Annotated in this window: 5 protein-coding genes; all 5 read right to left on the minus strand. The window is 55.6% G+C overall.

The window, feature by feature from the left end; genetic code table 11:
- Positions 1-2,379, minus strand: a 2,379-nt coding sequence (locus AC3IFE_RS18385) for an ImcF-related family protein (RefSeq protein WP_489191471.1), incomplete at its 3' end; no start/stop codon positions are given.
- On the minus strand, positions 2,376-3,551 hold the full coding sequence (locus tag AC3IFE_RS18390) for a hypothetical protein (RefSeq protein ID WP_256979690.1): 1,176 nt from the start codon (positions 3,549-3,551) through the stop codon (positions 2,376-2,378). The genes AC3IFE_RS18385 and AC3IFE_RS18390, both read right to left, overlap by 4 nt.
- A gap of 66 nt (positions 3,552-3,617) precedes the next feature.
- Positions 3,618-3,875 carry a PAAR domain-containing protein gene (locus AC3IFE_RS18395; RefSeq protein WP_089468911.1) on the minus strand — a complete coding sequence of 86 codons (258 nt, stop codon included), beginning with the start codon at positions 3,873-3,875 and terminating at the stop codon, positions 3,618-3,620.
- 1,770 nt (positions 3,876-5,645) lie between these two features.
- Positions 5,646-6,155: a hypothetical protein gene (locus AC3IFE_RS18400; RefSeq protein ID WP_144030124.1), complete on the minus strand. Its 510-nt coding sequence runs from the start codon at positions 6,153-6,155 to the stop codon at positions 5,646-5,648.
- A 34-nt stretch (positions 6,156-6,189) separates the two neighbouring features.
- A partial coding sequence (locus tag AC3IFE_RS18405) for a glycoside hydrolase family 19 protein (protein WP_489191473.1) occupies positions 6,190-7,680 on the minus strand: 1,491 nt, incomplete at its 5' end.

A 7,680-nucleotide genomic window follows, 5' to 3' on the forward strand; every position in this document is an offset into this window, starting at 1 on the left:
CGCAAGCTGCGGTTGAGCCTGCTTCGACGGATCCTTTTCGTCGGCGCCGACCAGTTGTTGCGCCTTGTTGATCAGGCTCTCGGAGAGTGACTGTGCACTTGCGCCCGCGCCTGCCTGGTAGACGATCGCGTTCATCAGCGCGACGAGCGGCGAACGTTGCGAATCGCCGAGCAGTGTCAATTGGTCGGCCGTGGCCGACAGCGTCGGCGCGGATTGCCAGCGCAAGCTGTTGAGGAACAGCGCCCATGCGCGCGCGTAGTCGTCGAAGTAGCGTTGGCGCAGTTCGGTTTTCAATGTTGGTGGAGGGAGGTTACTGTCGTTGTTGTCGGATGCGCCAACGGCGTTTCCTTCATGGCGCAACACCCAATCACCAGACACGTCGCGCTTCGCGCTTGCGTCGTCGATCGCCTTCGAGATGCGCTCCTCCCATGCCGCACGCGTGTAAACGCCCGGAACGGTCGCGGTCGTATTGAACAGGCCTCGACTCGTCGTGTCGCCGAGCAACGTCGCGAGAGAGACCGGCGGATACTTCGGCGTCGCTTCGTCGATGATCTGCTGGTAGAGCGCGTCCGTCGAATTCTGGATGCCCCGCACACCGATCACCGTTTGGCGGGCGGATGCAATCAGGTTGCCGTCCTGCGTGATTGCGAACGCGGATGCATTGGATGCGGGGGCGCGGCCGAGATGGTTGGCGAAGAATGCGATAGCGTGCAGACGCAGGTCTTCCCAGGCGCCCGGCGACAAGGATGAGTTGGACGGACGTGCAGGCACGGCTGTCGCGGCAAGCTGGGGCGTCAGAAAAGCCGCGACGGCGCGCTCCGGCTTCGCGAGCATCAGGTAGGCCTTGAGCGTGTCGTAGGCGGCCTGGGTCTGCGCGTCGCCACCATCGGCGATTTGAGCGTCGGACAGCGATGCGAGCTGTTGCAGGCGCGCTTCGAGCTTCTGGCGAATCGGGGCGATGAGGATGCGGTTAGCCGCGCCGGCGTAGCTCGGCCACAACGCGTCGAGGAGTGCGCTGTCGCGATTCAGACCGAATCGCGAAGACCAGGGTGCGCCTTCGCGCTGATGGACTTCGAGCGTGTCGATCTGTTGGCCCAAAGTGTTCAGGGCTTGCAACTCCTTTGTGTGGTCCTGAACCGTCGAGAGGTTAGCGATCGTGTCCGCTGTGCTCTGGATCGTTGCGCGGTTGACGAAGCCGGACAGCATTGTGCCGGCAATCCAGCAGCCGATCAGGCCGGTTGTGAACCATGCAACCGCGGTCGACAGAGAGAAGCCTACGCGGCGACCATGGATCTTGCGGCTGTGATCGGCGACGGTTTGCCATATCGTGCAGTGCGGCGGGTCGTCATCGTTTGTGATGGCCGGTGCCTGCGGCGGTGCCGGTTCCCGTTCCCTGGATAGCGGTGCAAACAGAAGGCCGTGGATCGCGTGCCGCCAGATGCCTGATTGGGACGTTTGTAGCACCAGACGCGACAGCGCACTTCCGAGGTTCGAAATGTGCTGCGACAGCTCAGCGGGAAAGCGGTCGCCGGCATCCTTCGTCAGACGCACGACACCGGCATCCGCCAAGTTGTCGGAGAGGTCTTGCAGCGACGCATCGAGCGCATCCGAGCTGACGCGCGCGTCGGACCAGGTGAAGCCGATCGCCTCGTCCGGACTCGACGTCTCGCTGCCGAAATCCGTCACATTGAGCAGATAGACCGGCGCGGCCCAGCGGAGCGCACGCGCGTGGCGTGCGAGCCGTTGCGACAGATTGTCGGTGTCGAATGGGGTATCGACGGAATTGCGGTTACGTGTGACTGCGACGATTGCATCGACCGGACGGCGGCGGCGCAGGCGGCGGATCTCGTCGAGCCACGCGGTGTCGAGTGTGCTGCTCGTCTGCTTTGCATACAACAGGACTGTTTCGCCGGAGATCGCATAGCCGGTTTCGATCAGACCCGGCGCGAGACGCTTCACGAGTGGTTCATCGCCGGCAATCAGTACCCATCGTGCGCGATAGCGCCAGCGCGATCCGTGGTAGTCACGCAGCGTATTGCGTAGCGCAGCAGCCCGGTCGGCCTGTCCTGGCGGTTGGCTTTGATCGTTGGGGTCAACCGACACTGCACGCTGACCAGCGTCGTATCGGGCGAACCAGCGGGAAGCTTTCAACGATGCGATCCAAAGCAGCACTCCCTCCAGGTACTTGACCAGCAGGATCACCACCAGCAAGACCGAGAACAGAATAAGCTCGATGATGATTCGTATCTCAAGGGACCAGCCATGCCGAGGCCCTTCCACCAACACTGCGATACCGAGTGCAAGGAAGACGATGGCGGCCGCGATGCCAATAAAGAGGCCCGCCGGTCGAGTCTTGGTGTCGTTCTTGTTGTCGTTCATGTCTGTTTTCTGCACACGAGGGCGATCAAATCTCTTCCGTCGCCACACAGCACCATTTGCGAGTCGCCCGTTATCCGGGCACTTTCTGCGGCAAGGGTGACGGCAAGCCACGGTCCCGCACCCGAACAATCACCGACTGACGCCTCGAGCACATTCCAATGCGTCTCACCGGAAAACGGCGCGGCCTGCCGAACCGCGCCGACGCTTTCACTCGTCAGGCCGTGTGTCCACACTGTGCGCAAATGGTCGAGCGGAGATTGCCCCCAGCGAGCAGCCAGTCCGACCGTCCGGGCGGCAGCATCAAGCGAGTCCTTGGCAGGACGATGCAACCGTAGCCCGACGGAATTTGCCGTCGACGTAAGTCGCGAGTCCCCCACGAGCAGGGCCACGCCCGCCTCTGCAACACCACCCGACAGGACGGTACTGACGGCATCGCGAAGCTCAACGGCGATGAGCAGGTGCGCCGTGTTGACGTCTCGCTTGTCGAACCACGCGTCCGTTCGAAAGAGGGAGGACGTGCGCTCTCCAGACTTCATGTCGACCTTCAAGACAGGGACGCGTTCAGCGATCAACTCCCGTATCCGAGTCTCGACGATCTCGGACTTCATTCTGGACCGGTGCTGTAGCTCGACCTGAAGCTGCGTTCGTGGTGGAAGCGCGCGGAGCTGCGGCAGGAGATCGTCGATCAAACGTTCGAGCAACCACATACCTATCGCATGATGGCGCGCATGTTCGACAAGTTCGTTCCCGGGGAGAAAACGCAGATCGGGGATGTCGAGCCAACGTGCATGGACGTCGCTATCCGCGACTGCGCCACTTGGCCGCCGTGTCGACAGTGCGCTTCCGTTCAGGATGCTCTCGAGCGCGTTCTCCGAATCGTTGGCGGCGAAACACCAGGCATGACCCAGTATCGCCAGCGGTCTGGCCGCCAACGCATGGCAGGCCTGATCCGCTTCGTCGCTGATCCGGTTCGTCGCAAGCGCCTGGTTACGGCGGGCGTACCCGTATCCGAACCATGCGAACAGCGCAAAAGCCCAAACCAGAAAGGGGTAACCCGCGACGCAGAATCCGAACCACAGCGTGTTGGTCGGACGGCCCGCTGGCCAGAGCATGATCGCCAGACCCGCGCCCGCGGCCATCACAAGCACCAGCAGGACGGTCCAGATGATCATCGAGACCTGAGGCGGAGGCGGCACCGCCACCCGCGGCGGCACGCGATTGAAATCGACAGGCATCGCTTAGCGAACCCGCGCCCCGTCGGTCGACGCAATCAGTTCCGCGCCACACCGCGTGTGATCGCCGTCGCGCGATAGCAGCGTCGTGCCATCTCTCATCCTGCCGCTACCTTCGACGATTTCGTTATCGCCGTGGATCGGGCATGAGACCTTGTCACCGACGCGTGCGGCTCGGCGACCCTTTACCTTGATGCGATCCGAGCCGGTCAGGATCTTGCCGCCGTGGCTCGTTGCGTCGCCTTCATATGCGAGATTTTTCATCGATTTTAGAGAGTTTTCAAACCCGACACGAAGAAGGGAAAAGCATGCAGTCAGTCATCTACACCATCTACAGATGAATTCGTTCTTAATCCACGAAATACTCGTTGATTTAGCTGCTGATAAATTCCCGGTGCGCACATATGATTTGATATAAGGCCCCCGTGCCTTTTTACATACACCCCACTTGGTGAACCTTGATAAATTACGTAGCCGTATGCTCCGGCCATGAATTTTATGTGTGTAAAGTTCAAATTTCCCACTGAAATATCGATAATATCGAATAAATTCCTCGGAGGGTTTGGTTTTTCCGGAAACTGAAGCTCGACACGACCCGGCACTCCATATCTGTACTGCACGTACCCATTGTCTGGTGCAATATTCCCCGATGCGCACAACGAGACTACTTTCCCATCAATCGGACAACTGAAATAGACTTCCTCATGTGGCTGGCACAATGTAATCTCATCGGCATTAACTACTTGACATCCAAGAATTACACCAAGAAGACCAGCTGACACATGTAGCGATCGACAAATCAATTGAAATCCCCGCGGCCGTTTATTTCCTTGAAATTATCGACGCGCCTGCCACGGCCATTCGTGTCATTGCCCACAATTGCAGCAAGCTCGCTTACCGGCTCATTAACGCAACCGAACATCGCACACCTTAATAAAATATCAAATATGGAATTAGGACCCAATGAGTCAATTACCCGAGAAACACGCACTCACATCTTCACAACGAATCCATCGTTCGATAACGTTACTGTTCTTCTGACGATACCTTGACACCACAAAGCCCGTCGACGAGCTAGATTCATTCACGAATACCGAATCACCTTTCACGAGATAGGCCCCGGTAAATGACGATTTATTAGGCATTGCATATAGATATGCCTTCTTTGAAATCACTGCATGCTCCACCCAGGCACCCGACTCCGTCGATGTTACGTGGATAGAATTGCCATTCTGGCCGCCAGTCAAAATCTTCTTCAGCTTGTCGGCGTTTTCGATGTCTTCATCCTACTGTAATTGAACAAGTAATTTCGAATAAACACTTCTGTTACCTGCACTTGGGGGATCGCACGCAAGCAGATTGTCAAATGCGGTACCCTCTGCCAAATATGCCAAGATTGGCGGCCGCGAAATTTGGTATCCGGCTTTGTGTTTCGATGAGTAAGCGGCATAGATGTCGGTTACATTAGGTGGATTATCGAAGATCGGCTCAATGTTGACAGACCACTGGTGAGGCGGTCGCCACTCTCCCCCACAGACTGCGTCTTGCGCCACGTGCACAACTCAACCGTCCTTCATACGTACGAAGGCACACATATACTCGGAATGCAAAGACACACCGCTTGAATTAGTGAGATCTCCCTCAGCGAAAAAATTCACGATCGAGTACCGTTTGTCCGGAGACAAACTGTTCATGTCGGACTCATAGAATCTCAATCCTTCATCGAAAGGGGTAAACGTCGCGCCATCTGACCGTTTAAAATGAAGAGATTGGTAGGCGTTGTGCCCGCGATCGGCATACTGTAAAACACTTAATTCACCCGACACACTAACCTGGGCCTGCACGCACGCGGGCAGTACCGCTAAGAACAAAAATAGGGATCTACGAATCATTTGAAATCCTATAGCATCCCGCGAAGGTGCTTACATCGCCCACAGTAAAGCTGAGTTTCCACGCAGATTGAGCATCGAATTGCTTTGCATCGAAAGTCCGCCCGTCAACTGTTTGATAACCAACCAAACTCGCCACCTTCATCTATCTCGATCCATGGCGCCAGTATTTCTTGACGTCAGAAGCCGTTCTGTATCGAAACTTTGACTCCGCGCCCTGAGCATATCCATCGATCCCAGTCATGGCTTCATCTTGAGAAACACGGTCATTTTCAATTAGCACTCCATTTTTATCAAAAAAATAGGCATACACCTGATAGAGCCGGCCATAGGTTCCATCGCCGCGGCTGTTTATATCCCACGCAACAATGGAGAATACATTGACGCGACCATCAAGAGACATAAAAAATATTGACTCAACCGTCGGCACCCCTCCCTCAACAGAATATCGCGCAAATTCAGCTTTCTCACACCCATATTTTGTCGACTGGTAAAGATCGAGAACAATCGGATATTCGGGTGTGCCATTTTCTATGGAGATCCGAGAATTACGCCCCAGCGCCGAGGCATCAAAAACGCTGTTATTTATATTTACGTTCGGGCAATTCGAGACAAGTTCACCCCCATATGCGCTGAACGGGAGAAGGAGCGACATTGCGCTCGCCACCAACAGTTTTGGGGGAAACATTCTACGCCACCTCGTTTTTTAGCCCAAGAATTGGCGCCACATTGTTGTAGGCAGCAAGGCGCTCTGAATACCCAATTTTTCCACCGTTCACCACCTTCGAGACCGCAAGGACATTCCCGGAATCTGCAATTCTATTTACGTCTCCAGTAACAGCCCAGTAAACAAAGGCCGATTCTATCCCATACTCCAAATCGCTAAGAACAAGATCCGGGTTTTCCACGAAGTCACGTTGATCATCCGGGAAGCGTCGATTATGCTCATCCGTAAGCACCATGTAGTTGCCTTTAAATGTTGTTTGTATCAACCCTCTACCGCGGTATTTATAACCATCGCCGGACTCTTCATTACCATTTTTATGTCGATCGCCATAGACATAGCTTGCGAGGTTTTTTGGATTGTGCTCATATTTGCTAGTCTCGGTCCACAACTTATCCCGCATTCGTCCGAAATTGCAAACAATATCCCCATCTACTTCGCTATACTTTTTTTTGCCCTTTGGTGCAGGGTTGCATCCAAAAATCTGCTTCATTCTCTTCGAAGAATATGAAAGCCCTTCCTCGATATTCTTAAAGCCACTTTCAACGGCGATTTGCGAGAGAAAATGAGCAATTCTCTTTGGCGTAGTTACCCGATAACCTTTTGCGTATTTATTGAGCGCGGGAAGGATCTGCCTATGGTAGTTTTTATTGCCATTTGGATCGACAGCCGCAAGCATTTCAAGTGTAATAACCTCCGGTTCTCGCGAAAAATTCCCAGCCAAGCCAATTGGATTAAAATGAAAGACATCCGGGGACGGAAATGTGGGGACATGAGCCTTCACGTCATCCCACCATGCGAGCATATCGATCCGCTTTTGCTCTTCGCCGTGCTGCTCCTTGGGCCCCGCCTGCTTCTCCAACTCGGCGATCAACTGCTTCCACTTCGATGGATTCGCCCATTCGCTTTCGTGCTTCACAATCAACCGGGACGCCGCCTGCATCAGCCACGGATATCCGCCACGCTCGGTCTGCGACAATGTGCATAGTTCATCAGCCGCTTGCTTGCCGTCGCCTTTCTTGAACAGGGCGTCATACACCTTAAGCATCAATGGACTGATGTTCGAACGCGAAGCAAGGTCCGCAGCATCGGCGCCGCTCGCGTAATCCGCCCACTTCCGGGTCGTCGCGAAAATCGTATGTGTGGGATCGTGGTCTTCCGCCAGACACTCGAAATCGACCCACTTCTGCGCAAACTCCAGCGTCACCCGCCCGCCGGGGAAGTTGAAGTCGCACACCCAACCGTCGATCGGCTGACCTAGCGCATTCACCCCCTCGACGTGCCACCAGTTCACCGGGTAACCCGGATTGGGATTCGGATGCTTCTCGGGAACTCGCCGATTCGAATCACGTGCCAGCTCGGCGAGCGAATACACTTGAACGGCGTCCGTCTTTCGCGACTGCGGGTCATCGCCCGGGACGAACTTGTCACCTTTGGTGCGTTGGTAAAGCACCGT

This window comes from Burkholderia sp. APQ4-4ca (genome assembly GCF_057837105.1).